Source organism: Bacteroidia bacterium (assembly GCA_019695265.1).
GTDB lineage: Bacteria > Bacteroidota > Bacteroidia > JAIBAJ01 > JAIBAJ01 > JAIBAJ01.
Genome location: JAIBAJ010000032.1, coordinates 1 through 16330, shown reverse-complemented (window position 1 = coordinate 16330; position 16330 = coordinate 1). Strand labels below are relative to the sequence as shown.

The window sequence follows — 16330 nt, the reverse complement described above, 5'->3', positions numbered from 1 at the left end:
TGTCTGACTTACAGATTTTTGTTGTTAATAAGTTTTGACTTCAACGAATTTTATTACGATAAGGTTACGAAAATACTATAAGTAACGAGTGTTTTTGTATTTGGAAGTAATTGCAGGCTTTTCTAGTTTAAAGCAATATCCAAGCATTAATTCGTGGGTTCCACTATTATATGCATTTAATTTAGAAGTATTGAAGTCGTATGAGTAGCCTAGTCTAAAATTCTTCCATTGAACTCCGGCCATCGCAACTGCTGCATCTTGAAGTCTATAGGATGCTCCAAGCCAAATCAATTTATTGTACATGACGTTTAAGTTTATGTCAAACTGAGTTGCTTTACCGTCTGTTTTAATGAAAATAGATGGGATTAAGTCAAATTTTTGGGTCATGTTGTAGGTATAACCCGCCATTAAGTAATAATGTCTTGCAACTTTATAATTTACATTGCTATACTTAAGTGTTCCGGGAACCAAGTGAGTTGTTGAAACTCCAAAATAAAGTTTTTCAGGAATTTGATAGTATAATCCTAAGCCAAAATCAGGAACTACTGAACTACTATTGCCTGTTGGAATGGAATTATCATTTCCTTGAGCAGGAACAAGTTTACTTCCATCTAAAGAGCTCATTAGAATTCCTACATCTGCGCCAATGCCTAAAGAACCTGTACCTAAATTAAGTTTATAGGCATAAGATAATTTAGCTGCAATTCCTTTTTGAACACCAATATTGTCAGACATAACGGACAAACCAACTCCACCGCGAATGGCTGCAATATATCCATCTACATTTAAGAGATATGTTTTAGGGGCTCCATCAAATCCAACCCATTGCATTCTGCCCAATAAAGTGGCGCAAATTCCACCATTTGCTCCTGCAAATCCTGGATTAGGTTGCAAGCGATTCCACATGTTTTGGCTGAATTGCGGATCTTGTTGGGCTATTGTTGTTAGACTTACGGCTAAAAATAATGTTGTAAAAACTTTTTTCATCTGTTAAAAGTTGCGTTGTGTGAACAGTGCTTTACAGGTTAATTTTTGGAGGGGCTAAACTAAGCATATTTTTAATCCGATTAACGTTATCAACAAAAATACGTTCGAAAATTGAAAAAAAACTGCTGGAGTTCTTTATTTTATTGGGTTTTTGTGAATTGTAGTTTATCGAAAATTAGTAAAAAATGTGGTTTGGATATCCAATTAGGTATAAGTCTTAATGCAATTTTTGGTAGGTCTGCCACCATCTATCCGGAATTTCATTGTTGCAGGCTACTTGATAATCTTTGTAAGAACAAGGTACCATAAAATGTCTTTCATACTTATTTGTTGGTTTACTGGGATATGGTACTTCCATCCACCACCTGTCACTTTTATTACTTTTATAAAAAACTATTTCATACCTATCTTCTTTGATTGGTACACTATATCTTGTATATTTTGATTTATCGACAATAGGGTAATCATTAATTCTATTAAAGTAGCCATTCAAAAAATACCAAATCATTTCAGCTGCCAAGATGGTTGATTGATTTCGGAAATCTAAATCTGGATTTAGTTCAAATAAGCCAAAAACAGATAATTTATCGCTTAATCCTGCATACCTGGAAATTTTACAAGCATCTTCTCCATTAAATCCATTTGGAGTTACTTGGTTATGGGCTAAGAAGTCTGCTGATCGTATTGCAGATAAATCAAATGAAACGATATCTGCATTTCGTAATGCTGGTTCAGCAAGTTCCATGTTTTCTTTAATCTCACCTAATCTGTATGCATCGAAATACAATTTTTGCATTAATTCAATTGTCTTAGGGTCGGTAAAATAGCTCTGGTAGCCTAAATTACTATAATTAAAAAGATAATTAGGTTGATGTGCCACAATTCTGCCTAAAAAATTGTCACTATCAATTTCTTGATCCAAGGTTCCTATGTCAAATTTTGGATCAATTGATGCTAGGTTTACTACCTGTTCTAGATTTTCAAAAGATTTATATATCGGGTAAGTTAAATCTTGCGAGCCTCCTATTACAATTATAGTTGCATTTTGGAATAACAAATAGGCAATTGTTTGTGATGTTGCAAAATAAGTGTCATTCTTTTCAAATCCAGGACTTATATTACCCAAATCGATTAGATCGGATTCGTAACCTCCGATTTTTAATTTATAAAGTTGCGCTCTAATTAAATCAGGGGCATTGGATGAACCTTTGTTTTCTGTATTCCCACGATCTTCCATTATGCCAAGAATGACTAGTTTCTTTTGGAAGAATTCGTTTTCATATGATTTTTTTTCGATGAAAAGAACCTTTCCCCCTAAAGCATCATCACTGTAAGTGTTTGTGGAAATTTGGCTAGGTTCAAGAAAGATTGAAATATCGTCAAAAGTCATAGTTTAGATGGAGGTTTATTTTCGTTTTCCCTTTTTAACAGTTGTTCCGGAATCTTCAGCAATCCTTCTGCAATCATCTAAAGAAAGATCTTTAGGTTCCTGTCCTTTGGGGATTTTATAATTGTTTTTGCCGATTGCTATGTAGGCACCCCATCTTCCATTAAGTATTCTGGTATGTTCTTTATCTCCAAAATCTTTTATGATTTTTTCTTCATCAGACTTTTTCTTTTCAACCATTAATTCAATGGCTCTGGATAATTCTATGGTAAATGGATCGTCTTCCTTTTTTAAAGAGGCAAATTCATTTCCAATTTTAACAAAAGGCCCAAATCGACCAAGGGAAACCATAACCTCCTTCCCATCAAATGAGCCTAATTGACGAGGTAGTTTAAACAAGTCCAATGCTTCTTCAAGGGTAATATTTTCCAGCCGTTGACCTTTTTTTAAACCTGCAAATTTAGGTTTGTCAATATCCTCATTTTCTCCTAACTGAACAAGTGGTCCAAATTTTCCAATTTTGGCATAAATATTCTTTTGTGTTTTTGGGTCCACTCCTAATAATCTTTCACCTTTAGCTCTTTCACTAGTTTGTTCTGTTGTTTCAACAATTGAATGAAATGGCTTATAAAAGTTATCAATCATTTTAGTCCATTTGACTTGACCTTCAGCAACTTCATCAAATTCTTTTTCTACTTCCGCAGTAAAATTGTAATCTAATATTTCTTTAAAATGTTCAACTAGGAAATCATTCACAACCATTCCAATGTCAGTGGGGAATAGTTTTGATTTTTCACTGCCGTAATTTTCTGTTTTTTCAATTTCTGAAATTCCTTTATTTGTTAAGGTAATCAAGGTGAAAGTTCTTTGTATTCCTACTCGATCTTCTTTAGTTACATAACCTCTTTTTTGAACAGTTGAAATGGTCGGTGCATATGTGGAAGGTCTACCTATGCCTAGTTCTTCTAGCTTTTTAACAAGACTTGCTTCTGAATATCTGGGAGGGTGTTGGGTGAATTTTTGAGTAGCATTTATTTCTTTCATTTCCAAAACTTCACCAATGGTAACAGGTGGCAGCATACCTTCTTGTTCTTCATTTTCATCGTCAGAACTTTCAAGGTAAACTTTCAAAAATCCGTCAAATTTGATGACTTCCCCATTTGCAATAAAGAGTTCATTAGAGTTTGAAACCCCAATAGTAATGTTTGTCCTCTCCAGCTGAGCATCAGCCATTTGTGAGGCAATAGTTCTTTTCCAAATTAAGTCATATAGTTTTTTTTCACCATTATCACCTTCAACCGAATGTTGGTCCATATAGGTTGGACGAATAGCTTCATGTGCTTCTTGTGCTCCTTTTGCTTTGGTAGTATATTTCCTGGTTTGTAAATATTCTTTCCCAAAGAAGTTATTGATTTCTGAGGCAGAAGTTGAAATCGCTAATTCGGATAAATTTACGGAATCTGTTCTCATGTAAGTAATTTTCCCAGATTCATAAAGCCGTTGTGCAATTGTCATAGTTTGTGCTACAGAAAAGCCAAGTTTTCTTCCAGCCTCTTGTTGAAGGGTTGATGTAGTAAATGGAGGTGCAGGGGATTTCTTTGCAGGTTTAGTTTCCAAGTTTTTTATTGAAAAAGTAGAAACTTTGCATTTGTTTAAAAAAGCTGTGGCTTCTTCTTTAGATGCAAATCTTTTGGAACATTCTGCCTTTAATAATCCAGAACCTTTAGCGTTTTTAACAGGAAAGTGACCTACAACCCTAAAGCTGTAACTCGATTTAAAGTTAGAAATTTCCCTTTCACGTTCTACAATGAGTCGAACTGTTACAGATTGCACTCTTCCAGCAGATAAACTTGGTTTTACTTTTTTCCATAATATCGGGGATAATTCAAAACCTACTATCCTATCCAAAACTCTTCTAGCTTGTTGGGCATCAACCAGGTTATAGTTAATACTTCTTGGGTTTTCAATGGCTTTTGAAATGGCTGATTTAGTAATCTCGTGAAAGACAATTCTTTTTGTCTTGGCTTCTTCTAGTCCTAATGCATCAAAAAGATGCCATGAAATAGCTTCTCCTTCGCGGTCTTCATCCGTTGCCAACCAAACAATTTCAGATTCTTTTGAGAGTTTTTTTAGGTCACTTACAATTTTTTGCTTGTCAGGAGAAACTTCATATTCAGGTTCGTAATTTTTCTTTAGATTTATTGCTAAGCCTTTTTTGGGTAAGTCCCTGATATGTCCATAGCTGGATTTTACAATAAAATCTTTCCCTAAAAAGCCTTCTATTGTTTTAGCTTTAGCGGGGGACTCTACAATTACAAGATTTTTAGCCATGGTTAATTAGGGATGTTTAAGGGCGTGCAAAGAAAAATAAAATGTTTGATAAGATTAAAGAAAATCGACCTTTGCTATAAATAATGTAGGATTTTATAAATTATGGAGGATATAATTTGTTTTTGGTAAGTTTTTTGGATAAGTACAAATAAAGGAGGAATGTCTTTATTAGTTTTGCCTGAATTAGGTATCATGAAATTTTTGGATTATTAATTCGTTTTTACTTTTTGAAAGTTTTGAAGGACATAAAAATTAGGGTTGCTGCTGCTAAGTGGATTAGGTGGATTTTTTCTGCAATTATTGCTGTTTTATTGATTTTGTTGGGTGGTGGCTTTTTTGTTTCCTTTTTTTTTCAGAATGAGTTAAAATCTTATGTACTATCAGAATTAAACAGTAACTTTAAATCAGAAGTGAAAATTGGTCCAAAATTGGATGTTAATTTTCTATCTAAATTCCCTTATACTTCCATACAACTAGAGGATGTTTATGTTATGGAGGTTAATTCGGATAAGAATAAGGATACACTGTTTAAATTTAGAAGTGTTTTCTTACAATTTAATCTGGTTGATGTGTTAAGGGAGAAATATGTTATTAGAACCATTCAGGCAGAAAATGGGGTGGCAAGGATAGAAATAAATAAATCTGGAGAAGGGAATTTTAATATTTTCAAAGACTCGAAAAACTCGAGAACCTCATTTTCTATTAAGTTGGATAAGGTTTATATTAAGAATTTGATATTTTTTTATTCTGATAAATCACTGGGTGTTGACCTCAGTGGAAATTCCAATGAGTTAAGATTAAGTGGGCAATTTGCAAATAACAGGTATGATCTTGATTTTCTATGTAAGGCAATGTTATGGAATATTGATCATAATGGTAATAAATTATTAAGAACAAAAAGGATCCGACTTGAAGGGGTGGCTCGAGTTGACAAAATTAAACAAGAGTATGTGTTTGAAGAAGCAAATGTCAGGCTTGCAGATCTTTCTATGGCAATTAATGGAAAGGTTGTAAACAAAAGGAAAGGAACATTTCTTGATCTGAATTTACGGGGGAAAGAAATGAATATAGGTTCAATTCTCTCATTAGTTCCAGCCAAGTTTAATTACGATTTGGAGAGATTTAAAAGTTCAGGGGTTTTCTACTTTACGGGAAATGTAAACGGAATTTTGGGTAATGGTTTTTTTCCATTGGTAGAGGGGAATTTTGGAATCAAAGAAGGCGTAATTTCCTCAGGATTTGGAAAAGTAGACTTAACTCAAGTGAATATGACGGGTGATTTTAGTAACGGTTCAAGTAGAAGTTATAGGACAACCCGATTAGGAATAAAGAATTTTCATGCAAAATTAGGTCATGGGGTTATTAACGGAGATTTTTTTGTGGAAAATTTTTCTAACCCATCAATTAGCATTGCTTGCAATGCTAATTTGAATTTATTTGAGTTGAATCAGTTTTTCCCAGATGATTACTTGAAATTTATTGATGGCTGGATAATTGGTAAAATAGATTTTAAAACAAGAATAAATTCTGATTGGAAAATTGGAATAAATGACTTTAGGAATGCGATAGCCTCTGGATCATTTGAAATTAGAGATGTTAATTTTGAGTTGAAGAAAAATCCGAATGACTTTAGAGATTTTGATGGCAGCTTCCAATTTAAGGGGAATGAGTTGTATATAAAGGATTTTTCGGGTTTTATTTCGAAAAGTGATTTTAGTTTAAATGGATATTTTAGAAACCTATTACCCTATATATTCCTTGACGATGTAGCCCTTTTTATGAATGCTACCTTAACTGCGGATAGAATTGATATAGATGAATTAATTTCAAGTATTCCATCAAGGAATGATTTAGATACGGTATATTCCTTGAATCTACCTTCCAAAGCCGAAATTGTTTTACTATTGGATTTGGATGAATTAAATTTTAAGAAATTTCAAGCAAAAAATATTACCGGTAACGCTACTTTGAAAGAAAGAGTTTTGTCAATGAATGGTCTTAATTTAGAGTCGTGTGGAGGAGAGGTTTTCTTGAGTGGAAGTTTAGATGGTAGGAGATCGGGTTTATTAAAAGTTCAAGGTTCTACCAAGGTTAAGAATGTAGAAATAAACAAGTTGTTTTTGGCAACGGATAATTTTGGGCAGGAGTTTATAACAGCAAATAATATAAGAGGTTTTGGATCTCTGGATGCAAGTTTTTCATTTCCAATGAATTCAAAACTTGATATTAGTTCAGATATGCTTATTGTGGAAACTAATGTTTCTATAGAGAAAGGAGAATTGATTGATTTTTCCCCACTAGAAAAGCTAGCAAAATTTGTAGATTTGAATGAACTTCAAAGTATACAGTTTTCGAAATTGTCTAACCATATTTCAATCAAGGATCGACAAATTGTAATTCCTCAAATGGATGTTGGGAATAATGTGATTAACATTAGAGTGGAGGGTGTTCATGATTTTACAAATAATGTCGATTACCATTTTAGATTGCAATTGGCAGATTTACTTGCAAAAAAGTTTGAGAAGAACAATGGTTCTGAGTTTGAGGAGGAGGAGGAAGATGGTGGAAAGACTTCTGTATATTTAAGAATGAAAGGTAAGGGGTCAAACCCTTTGTTTTCTTATGATTTTGGTGGTGTAAGGAATAAATTGAAATCGGATTTAATGGGGGAGAAAGGCAATATTAGAAAAACGCTTAAAGGCGAATTTACGAAATCCGGAAAGGATTCATTAATGAAAGTAAGAAATTCAACAGTATCTAAAACAAAACTTAAAGTTACGTGGGATGAAGATATGGGGAATAAACCAAATTCAAATAAACCAGATAACCAGAACCTATCAAAGGAGAAAACCGCTCCTGAGAAATCGGATCAAAATACCAGGAATAAGAATCAGAGTAAAAACGATTCTTCTTCAGAGAAAATTGATGTTGAATGGGAGTAAATCCTTATTAGATTTATTCGTCTCTATTTAATAATGGTATTTTTTGTGAGAGATTTTCCAAATTGTCTAGAACTTTTTTCATTAAGTTAAAATATAATGAAAAGAAAAGAAGAGCACTCATTGACCAAATTACCAAAATGTTTGCCCAAAAGGTATCGATATAGAATCCAAATAGTTTTTTTCTTGGGGAGAAGAAATGCGCCCTTAGGAAGTTAGATTGGATTGGATCTAAATAAATTGGATCAGTTCTTTGGAGGAACTCTCCTTCTCTTTCTAAAATTTGATATAAATCAAAATTATTCTTGTTCTTAACCAAATCTGTTAGGTTGTCGTTCAGGTAATTGTCTTTTAGTTTGTTAAAGGCCGCTTCCCCGTTTTCATTAATGTATTTTGTTGTAATAAGGTCTTTTTCTTTTATGTTTTTATTATTTATTTTCAAGTAATATTTTTCTAAACTTTCAAGGTATTTTTTTATTTCACTTCCAGTGTTATTATTAAACTTTGTGTAATTTAACTCGTCAATGCATTTTAAATTAAATCCAGATCCATATTTTACTTCTTTCTCTAATTCTCTTTTTAACAGGCCTAATTCCTTTTTTATGGTATTACTGGAATCAGGTGATTTGTAATAGTTTTCACAAAAATCTACTTTTTTCCTTATTTCAGGTATCCAGAAATTTTTTCGAAAATTTGATATTGATATTTCTTTGTCTGTTTTGTAGAATAATTTTCCGTATTCATTTTCCTTAAATTGGTTTACTGCCAGTGCTTCATATGCCCATTTACTGGCCATTATTTCTCCGGCGATTGGGACTTCACTTTGGCTGGCAAAACTTGGGTTTAATTTGTCAAAACTAACAATTACTCCGCTAAGGAGAAGTTGAGGGATAATTAAAAATGGAATAAGAATATAAATGGTAACTGCGGAATTAAATGCTGAAGAAATGTTTAGGCCTAACATGTTGGCAAAACAAGACACTGAGAATAGTACTAAGAAATAGTCTATTGTCATCCCTTTAATTTCTAAGATTGTATTTCCAATTAGTAAAAATAGGATAGTTTGAATTCCTGAAAGAAAGAACATAATTCCAATTTTGCTACTTAAATAGCTTATTCTGCTTAGGTTTAGAAATTCTTCCCGTTTCAGTATTTTTCTATCTCGTATTATTTCTTCAGCACTAACTGTTAATCCTATAAATAAACTTACTACCACGCACATGAATAAGTAGGCTGGTAGGTTTTCATTTTCTCTGTATAAGTATCCAATGTTTTCTTGATTGTAATACTTGACAAGGAATGCGAGTATTAATGCCAAAAGTGGCGTCTCTAATAAATTTATTAATAAATATTGTGTATTGGTTAGTTTTGATAATAAATCTCTTTTTGTAAAAACAATTAATTGGTTTATTTTGTTAGGTACTTTAAAGTTTATTTCTGGAAGTTTTAATTTACTACTTTCCTGTCTCTTTTCAAAAGGTTGTATGTTTTTTAAGTATAATTCATTCCATTCTTTTGGTTTTGTTTTTCTATGTTCGGTTTGCGATCCATATTCATCCAGTACTTTAGATTCTAAGATTGTAAAAATTAATTCTGGGTTTACATTTCCACAATTCCAACATTCTACTTCGTTGTTTGCATATCCAATTTGATCTTTAAAATAGGCAACACCATCAACAGGATTTCCACTATAAACAGGATAACCTCCTGTATCAAGGATTAATAGCCTGTCAAACATTTTGAATATATCTGACGATGGTTGATGGATTACAACAAAAACTAATTTTCCTTTTAAGGATAATTCTTTAAGAAGATCCATGATGTTTTCTGAATCTCTGCTTGATAGCCCAGAAGTAGGTTCATCTACGAATAAAATAGAGGGTTCTCTTAATAATTCCAAAGCTATATTTACCCTTTTCCTTTGCCCTCCGCTAATTTTTTTGTTTAATGCATTTCCAACTTTTAAATGTCTAATTTCATAAAGTCCTAGATTCCTTAATGTTTTTAGAACTAATCTTGTTAATTGAAATTTGGAATAATCTGCAAAACATAGTTTTGCATTGAAGTATAGATTTTGGAAAACTGTTAAATCTTCCATCAACAAATCATCTTGAGAAATATAGCCAATTAAGCCTTCTGTTTTGGGTTTTTCCTTGTAAAGATCGATTCCGTTAATGGTTATTCTCCCAGACGTTGGAGCAAGATTCCCATTTAATATATTTAATAAGGTTGATTTTCCTGCACCACTAGCCCCCATAATCCCAGCCATTTTGCCGCTTTCTTCCTGGAAAGTAAATGGGTGAAGTCCATATTTAGTTTCATTAAATTTGTATACTAAATCCTCCGCTTTAAAAATTACTTTTGGTTTGTTTTCACTATTTAGGAATCTTGCAACAATGTCACTATAATAGATTGGTTTGACCTTCGTACTCCTAATGCTTGCTCCTTGGTTTAGAAAATAAACTCTTTCAGGCAGCATTACTTGTCCATTTAAGTTTAAATCGGAAGCCCCTGAGTATTTAACCAAATAGTATTCTCCATCAGATATATTCAAGACGCCTAAATTTCCATCAAGCTCAGGACTATAAATGTGGTAACGTTCATGTTTGTGTTGTGGAGAAATATTGAGTGTAAAACCGTCTAAGATTGATTTTTCTGCTGTTGCCCTTGGAATAATGAAGGCTAGGCAACGTTTAAATTCTGCACCATCAATATTAAAGCTTTCTGAAACAGTTTGTACAAATTCAAGGTCTTGTTCTGATACTTCCTCTGTACTGTTAACAAATTCCAAGAGTCTTATTAAAACAATAATTTTTTGCTTATGGGCTAAATCTAAGTTGATTTGGTTGCAAATTTTCAGGATTTTTACTGAAGAAAGTGAAGTCCTTTTCCGTTTCTTTTCGCTGTCAGCTATTTGGTCAGACCCATGATACTCTTTAAAAAAATCATCGTAAAAAAGCAAGTATGAGTTTAATTGGTCGGATGTTAATTGTTGTCTTAAAAATGTTTCTACAACTTTTCTTCCTAACGTCCCACCATCAGATCTTGCAATAATTGCAAAAAGCTGCATAAGGGCTTTTAAAATCCGTTCACTCATTTTTTTTTATTTACAAATATCTAAAAAAATAAACCATAATTTCATTGGAACGATTGAAACATGTTTTAGTTTCGAATGAGGAAATTAGAGGAAGGGGAAGCCTAATGTTTATTTTTTTGTTATTCTTTACTTTACTATTACTATGAAACACTAATTTTGCTAAAATGTCAAAAAAAGTAGTTCTTGTAATTTTAGACGGATGGGGAATTGGTGATGGTTCCTCTGCCGATGCAACATTCGCGGCAAATGTCCCATTTTTCAATGACTTAAGAGTAAATAGTCCTACAGCTAAACTCAAAACTTCAGGCGAAGATGTTGGTTTGCCGGATGGCCAAATGGGAAATTCGGAGGTTGGACATTTGAATATTGGAGCAGGAAGGATAGTTTATCAAGACTTGGTAAGAATTAATCTTGCTTGTAAAAATGGGGATTTGGAATCCAATCAAGTACTAGCTTCAGGCTTTGAATATGCTAAAAAGGAAATGAAGGCCGTTCACTTTTTAGGTTTAGTTTCAGATGGAGGAGTTCATTCGTCTCTAGATCATCTTTTTGCTCTATGTTCATTAGCAAAAACTAAGGGTTTAGAAAAGGTTTTTGTTCATGCAATTACTGACGGTAGAGATACAGACCCTACAAGTGGTATTGGATATTTGTCTAAGTTGGAATCTTACTTGCAACAAACAACAGGTAAGATTGCAACTGTGATTGGCAGGTATTATGCTATGGATAGGGATAAACGTTGGGAAAGGGTTAAGTTGGCTTACGATGCCTTAATTAATGGTAAAGGAAGACCAATTACGAGTTGCTTAAAGGGGGTAAAACTATCATATTCTGAGGGTTGCACAGATGAATTTATTAAACCGATGGTGGTAATAAATGATGATTTTGAACCAATTGGAAAAATTATGCCCGGTGATGTTGTGGTGTGTTTCAATTTTAGAACCGACCGTTGCAGGGAAATAACACAGGTTCTTACACAGAAGGATATGCCTGAATTTGAAATGTCAACTTTGCCTTTGAATTATATTACAATGACCAATTATGATAGTACATTTAAAGGAGTAAAGGTAATGTTTGACAAAGATAATTTGTCCAATACTCTTGGAGAGGTATTAGCTGAAAATGGTAAAACTCAATTAAGAATAGCCGAAACTGAAAAATATCCTCATGTTACATTTTTCTTTTCAGGTGGACGTGAAGCTGAATTCTCTGGAGAAAGGAGAATTTTAGTTCAATCGCCTAAAGTTGCAACTTATGATTTAATGCCTGAAATGAGTGCATACCAGGTTAAGGATGAAATAGTGAAAGTCTTGAAAAATTCTGAAGTTGATTTTGTTTGTTTGAATTTTGCAAATCCTGATATGGTTGGTCATACTGGTGATTTTAAAGCTGTTGTAAAGGCCTTAGAAACAGTTGATTTGTGTTTAAAGGAAGTTGTTGAAACCGGAAAAGCTTCAGGGTATAGTTTTCTAATAATTGCTGATCATGGTAATTCCGAATATATGATCAATAAGGATGGGTCTCCAAATACAGCCCATACAACTAATCAAGTTCCAGTGATTCTAATTGATCGTGAAATAAAGCATATCCATGATGGAAGGCTTGCTGATATTGCTCCAACTATTTTAAAGTTAATGGAAATTAATGCTCCTTCTGGAATGACAGGTAAAGCACTTATCTGATTTTCTTGAAAAGTTTACAATTGTTGGTTTTGCAAATTAACTTGTAATTGTTTCTTAGAGTATTTTTAATTTGGATGGTTTGTGGGTCATTTACTATGGTTTCGTTACCTGTAATAAATACATAGTCTATAGGACTGAACCGAGCATTGTTGTTTGGACTAATCCCACAACTTGGAATAGAGATTGCAGGTATATCCCCTAATGAATAGTTCGGAATGCTAGGTGTGAATGTAATCGGGAAGTATCCTGTTGAACATTCATAATTTTCTAAAATGATTAGATTTTTAGAAAAAGCCAAACAATTTGATTGGTGGCTAAGTAACCAATTCGAAGTAAAATTAAGGGGCAGTACTACTGAATTTTTTGGAATAAAGGAGCTAACGATTTTGGCTTCATATGTGAATTCGTTCAGTTGAGTTTGAATTTTGAAAACATAATTATTTCTATCTGTTTGGACAAAGAATATCACTAAACCGATGCAGATTTTGAACCAATTTTCTATTTTCCTGGTTGCAGCCCAAATTAAAAAGAACAATAGAAGGAATATAATCAACCTAAACGATATGTAACCTGCTTTGCCATCTGAGTCGGGCAAAATATAATATAAGGTTAAAAATGAAATTGCTAGGAAGAGCCAGAAGTCATCAATATTAAAAGAAAGTTTTGCATTTTTAATAATAGAACTTATTTTCTGGTAAATGACAATGATAAACAGAATATAGAAAATTGCCTTAACCTTGTAATTGAATATAGATTCTTGTTCGGGAATATAAGAGTCCAAAATGACAAAATTTTCTATGTAGCTATTTAGGGTTGATGGTGAAAGGTAGGTTTTGGTTAAACCTGGTGAGTTGTTAAGGAAATAACTTAGTGTTAGTAAGAAAAATGGTAAAGCCACTAGGCTGATAGCCAGTGCTTTCTTTAATACTATCTTATGGTTTATGTTTGCTTTGATAATTATTTGGTAAAGTGGAAGTGAAATTCCGATTCCCAATGCAATAAAGAGGACGAATAGATGGGAAAGATATAATAATAGAAAAAGGAGGAAGAAAAGAAGAATTTTAATCCAACTGAATTTCGGATTTTGGTAAAATTGGTAGAGTTGGGAAAGGGTAAGTAAAAGGATGGTTATTCCAATTTGAAAATTGAAAAAGCCCAGATACATCAAGGTGTTTTGACTAATAGGAATAGTTAACCAACTTATCGATTGGTTTTCAGGGGATACTTTTGAAACTAATAACCTAAAGGAGAAAGGAATTCCAATTAAGCATAAGCTAAGAAGAATCGCATTTGAATCTTCAGGTGTATAAAAGACATTTAGGAATATAAGTATTAAATGTCCAATCCAATTTGGAACAAAGGTCGGGTTGAAATTGAATACTTGGTAAAGAGGGCTATTCGGTTCTTGCCAAAGCTCCGCAATTAGTTTGGCATTATATATATGTGCAGGCCCATCAAGCGTGTAGAAAAATGGCAGAGTCCAAAATTGAAAACAAGCTACTATAGTGCATGAAAAGAAAAGTAGAGGTTCTAGTCGTTTAATTTGAAATCCTTTTATCATGTAATTAGATTTCAAAAATACTAAATGAACCAATCAACTATATGGCTTAAATTGTCTTAGTTCAAACTCTCAAGAACATCTGAGGTAAATTCAAAACCTAGCTCTTTTGCTTTATTCAAATCGCTAACCGCTCCAGTCACATCCCTGTTTTTATATTTCACCAAACCTCTGCCAAAATAGGCTCCGGCAGCATCCGGATTTTGAACGATTGCTTTATCAAATTCAGAGAGGGCTAATTGGTACTGAAAAGTTTTTGTTCTAGCCGAACCAAGAAAAACATAAGCATCTGAAAGTTTTGGGTCGATACTCAAAACTTTTTGCATAGCTATGATACATTCTTCATAATTGCCTTTCTGATACATCGAAACACCTCGACCAAGAATTGCATCTACATTAAGTGGTGCAAAACTAAGAGCTTGATTAAAATCCATAATTGCCTCATCATACATCGATAACCTTTGTTTTGCCCAACCACGTAAGACGAAAGCTTCAATTAAATTGGGATTACTTTCAATTGCATCATTTAAGGCAATTAATGCGGCCGCATAATCTTTTTTCTGCATCTTTTCATAACCCCTGTAAAAAAAGGCTGCAGCAGCTTCTGATCGAGTTGGTTCTAATTGGATTTTAAATGGCATCAGTGACTGGGCCTGTGCTGTGCCAATTCCAACCATGCCAGCCAAAAGGCTAACTCTAAATTTATTCTTGAGACTTGAATGTTGGAGTATAGTTGTTTCCATGACCACTTAAAATTATGATTTATAACTTAACTTGCTTTATTCATGTTACACTTATTCGACGAACGACAGACTTGGTTAATTTTTCAGTGGGTTATGATATTGGGCTTGGGAATTTAAAACGCCAAGTTTCACAAAAGGTTATACCCTTGTTTAAAAATATTCATGCGGAGATACAATTTTTGAATTCAAAATCTAATTAATTTGGCACTTAATTAGGGTGATATGAAAAAATCTAGGGTGTTTTTGTTTTTATGGGGGGTATTAATCTATACTATAAGTTTTTATGGTTGTAGCATAAATTCAGGAAAAGTTGATTTAGATTTAGATGGGAAGCCTCATCAATATCTCTCAGAGTATAATTTTTTTAAAGGTGAACTAAAGGATTTCATTCCTAACGATAGGGTTATTCCTTATGACCTAAATACGCCTTTGTTTTCAGATTATGCTGAAAAATTGCGATTTGTTTATGTCCCTGAAGGTAAGGTTGCCAATTATAATGATACTTCGGTTATTGATTTTCCTATTGGAAGTTGCTTGATTAAGACATTTTATTATTCAAAAGATTTTAGGGATAAAACGAAGGGAAGGAAAATTATGGAAACGCGGGTATTAGTCAGAAGGCAAAATGGTTGGGATGCCTTACCTTATATTTGGAATGAGGATCAAACAGATGCAATTCTTGAAATAGCCGGTGGAACAAGAAAAGTTTCTTGGATTAGTTCGAACGGGGAACAAATTAATTTAGACTATTCCATTCCCAATAAGAATTTATGTAATAATTGCCATGTGGTAGGAGAAACATTTTCTCCTATTGGTCCCAAGGTTAGAAATTTAAATAAGGAATATGAGTATTCTACCGGGCAGGAAAACCAATTAGAACATTGGGCAAAGTTGGGAATTCTCGACGGTTTAACCTGTCCTGCTACAAAACCCAAGAACCCAAAATGGAACGACGCTTCATCCGGATCATTAGAAGAAAGAGCAAAGGCATATTTAGACATCAATTGTGCTCATTGCCACAATCCAAAAGGTAGAGGAAATACATCCGGCCTAGATTTGAGGTATGAAAACCAGGACTTGGTTTCTTATGGGTTATGTAAATCTCCAATTGCGGCAGGCAGAGGTGCCGGTGATATGTTATATGATATCCATCCCAAGCATCCCGAAAGGTCAATCCTGTTGTATAGGATGAAAAGTACAGATCCAGGTGAATTAATGCCGGAAATTGGAAGGCAATTGGTTCATAAAGAAGGGGTTGAGCTGATTAATGAATGGATTTCGTCCATGAAGGAATCTGATTGCAAGTAAATAAAGCCAAATTAATTAGTCGGAAATAATAGTTTCTTCTTTATAATACTTTTTATGCGGGCCCCCTCCGCCCAACCATCATTTTGCTAATCCGAAAATAACTTGCATGGGCGTTCGGGTCACGCTATCGGCTGTAGTCCAAGCCCACTCCGCTAAACGCTGCGTTGGCTTGGAGCTACTTGCCTCTATCGTCAGTTTGTCTAATAACCACTTTTAGACGCCATTTTACGTTTAATATCCTTCAAAATGGTTCGATTTAAGAGCATCTAATTTGAAAAACTTTAAATTCAACCAGTTT

The 16330-nt window shown here is 33.5% G+C and carries 9 protein-coding genes; 3 read left to right on the top strand and 6 right to left on the bottom strand.

Annotation, left to right across the window (positions count from 1 at the left end; all coding sequences use genetic code 11):
• Window positions 1-75: 75 nt before the first annotated feature.
• From K1X82_06685 to topA, 3 genes are all read right to left on the bottom strand, one after another.
• Window positions 76-987, bottom strand: a complete 912-nt coding sequence (locus K1X82_06685) for a type IX secretion system membrane protein PorP/SprF (protein MBX7181778.1) — start codon at window positions 985-987, stop codon at window positions 76-78.
• Window positions 988-1204: 217 nt separating this feature from the next.
• Entirely contained in the window at window positions 1205-2377 is a 1173-nt protein-coding gene (locus tag K1X82_06680) for a formimidoylglutamase (GenBank protein ID MBX7181777.1), read from the bottom strand.
• A 15-nt stretch (window positions 2378-2392) separates the two neighbouring features.
• On the bottom strand, window positions 2393-4705 hold the full coding sequence (gene topA / locus K1X82_06675) for a type I DNA topoisomerase (protein ID MBX7181776.1): 2313 nt from the start codon (window positions 4703-4705) through the stop codon (window positions 2393-2395).
• Between the two features lie 410 nt (window positions 4706-5115).
• Here topA and K1X82_06670 point away from each other — a divergent pair, with 410 nt between their 5' ends.
• Window positions 5116-7647: an AsmA-like C-terminal region-containing protein gene (locus K1X82_06670; protein MBX7181775.1), complete on the top strand. Its 2532-nt coding sequence runs from the start codon at window positions 5116-5118 to the stop codon at window positions 7645-7647.
• A 13-nt stretch (window positions 7648-7660) separates the two neighbouring features.
• Here K1X82_06670 and K1X82_06665 read toward each other — a convergent pair whose 3' ends face one another.
• Window positions 7661-10741: an ATP-binding cassette domain-containing protein gene (locus K1X82_06665; protein ID MBX7181774.1), complete on the bottom strand. Its 3081-nt coding sequence runs from the start codon at window positions 10739-10741 to the stop codon at window positions 7661-7663.
• Between the two features lie 164 nt (window positions 10742-10905).
• Between K1X82_06665 and gpmI the strand changes: the two genes are divergently transcribed.
• Window positions 10906-12423, top strand: a complete 1518-nt coding sequence (gene gpmI, locus K1X82_06660) for a 2,3-bisphosphoglycerate-independent phosphoglycerate mutase (protein ID MBX7181773.1) — start codon at window positions 10906-10908, stop codon at window positions 12421-12423.
• On the opposite strand, the gene K1X82_06655 is transcribed toward gpmI, so the two are convergent.
• Both K1X82_06655 and K1X82_06650 read right to left on the bottom strand, forming a co-directional pair.
• Entirely contained in the window at window positions 12416-13984 is a 1569-nt protein-coding gene (locus K1X82_06655) for a hypothetical protein (protein MBX7181772.1), read from the bottom strand. The two genes, gpmI and K1X82_06655, sit on opposite strands and share 8 nt — an antisense overlap.
• 56 nt (window positions 13985-14040) lie before the next feature.
• On the bottom strand, window positions 14041-14724 hold the full coding sequence (locus K1X82_06650) for a tetratricopeptide repeat protein (protein MBX7181771.1): 684 nt from the start codon (window positions 14722-14724) through the stop codon (window positions 14041-14043).
• 222 nt (window positions 14725-14946) lie between these two features.
• Between K1X82_06650 and K1X82_06645 the strand changes: the two genes are divergently transcribed.
• Entirely contained in the window at window positions 14947-16032 is a 1086-nt protein-coding gene (locus K1X82_06645; GenBank protein ID MBX7181770.1) for a hypothetical protein, read from the top strand.
• Window positions 16033-16330: the final 298 nt, after the last annotated feature.

Bases quoted from the DNA above. Each gene is read 5' to 3' on its own strand.
- K1X82_06685 (MBX7181778.1), bottom strand. From the start codon at position 987: ATGAAAAAAGTTTTTACAACATTATTTTTAGCCGTAAGTCTAACAACA.
- K1X82_06680 (MBX7181777.1), bottom strand. From the start codon at position 2,377: ATGACTTTTGACGATATTTCAATCTTTCTTGAACCTAGCCAAATTTCC.
- topA (MBX7181776.1), bottom strand. From the start codon at position 4,705: ATGGCTAAAAATCTTGTAATTGTAGAGTCCCCCGCTAAAGCTAAAACA.
- K1X82_06665 (MBX7181774.1), bottom strand. From the start codon at position 10,741: ATGAGTGAACGGATTTTAAAAGCCCTTATGCAGCTTTTTGCAATTATT.
- gpmI (MBX7181773.1), top strand. From the start codon at position 10,906: ATGTCAAAAAAAGTAGTTCTTGTAATTTTAGACGGATGGGGAATTGGT.
- K1X82_06655 (MBX7181772.1), bottom strand. From the start codon at position 13,984: ATGATAAAAGGATTTCAAATTAAACGACTAGAACCTCTACTTTTCTTT.
- K1X82_06650 (MBX7181771.1), bottom strand. From the start codon at position 14,724: ATGGAAACAACTATACTCCAACATTCAAGTCTCAAGAATAAATTTAGA.
- K1X82_06645 (MBX7181770.1), top strand. From the start codon at position 14,947: ATGAAAAAATCTAGGGTGTTTTTGTTTTTATGGGGGGTATTAATCTAT.